Origin of the sequence: Amycolatopsis sp. SID8362, assembly GCF_010550475.1 — a bacterium.
GTDB lineage: Bacteria > Actinomycetota > Actinomycetes > Mycobacteriales > Pseudonocardiaceae > Amycolatopsis > Amycolatopsis eburnea.
The window spans coordinates 1-717 of sequence record NZ_JAAGNB010000369.1; the positions used below are offsets into that span (position 1 = coordinate 1).

Annotated in this window: 1 protein-coding gene and 1 pseudogene; both read right to left on the minus strand. The window is 74.8% G+C overall.

All coding sequences use genetic code 11. The features are described from left to right. On the minus strand, positions 1–316 hold a 316-nt coding region (locus tag G3I65_RS11965), incomplete at its 3' end, for a MarR family winged helix-turn-helix transcriptional regulator (protein ID WP_160696164.1). 20 nt (positions 317–336) lie between these two features. Further along, positions 337–717: pseudogene (locus tag G3I65_RS11970) on the minus strand (hypothetical protein); the annotation flags it as partial.

The window sequence follows — 717 nt, forward strand, 5'->3', positions numbered from 1 at the left end:
GGTCGAGGACGGCGCGCTCGGCCACCCCGGCCGCGGTGAGCCGCGCGGTCCGCACCCGCCCGTCGGCGTCACTCGGCTCGACCCGCACCAGGCCGTCCTGTTCGAGCCCGCGCAGGAGCCGGCTCAGGTAGCCGGAGTCGAGGTCGAGCCGTTCGCGCAGCTCACGCACGTCCAGGCCGGCCGCACCGATCTCCCACAGCACCCGCGCCTGGCCGAGCGGCCGGTCGCGGGCGAGGAAGGCGTCGTCGAGCGCGCCGATCCGCTGGGTGACCGTGCGGTTGAAGCGCCGGACGCCGTCGATCAGCTCCTGGTCCATTCTCTGACTATAGTCAGAGATCAGCCGTCGTCCCAGACGGAGTCGGCGTCCACAAAGGACTTCAGGAGACCGGTCAGCCGGGCGTCGCCGCGGCCGTTCAGCTCGTCGGAGGCGATGCGGCGGGCGACGCCGGCGAGGAAGTCGGCGATCTGGACCCGGGCGTCGGCACGGGAGTCGACGAACCGGACGCCGGCCAGGCGGGGGCCGAGGGTGGCCTTGAGCTGCAGCACGCGCTCGGGGGTGAGCGCGAGCTGCTCGTCGTGGACCAGGGCGACCGGCGTGCCGTCCGCGCTCCAGTGGCGGACCGTGTGGATCACCGCGGGCACCAGCGGGTCGAGCACCGGCACCACGCCGGGGTCGCTCGCCAGCCGGGCGCGGTAGGCGGCCACGCGCTCGCGGCC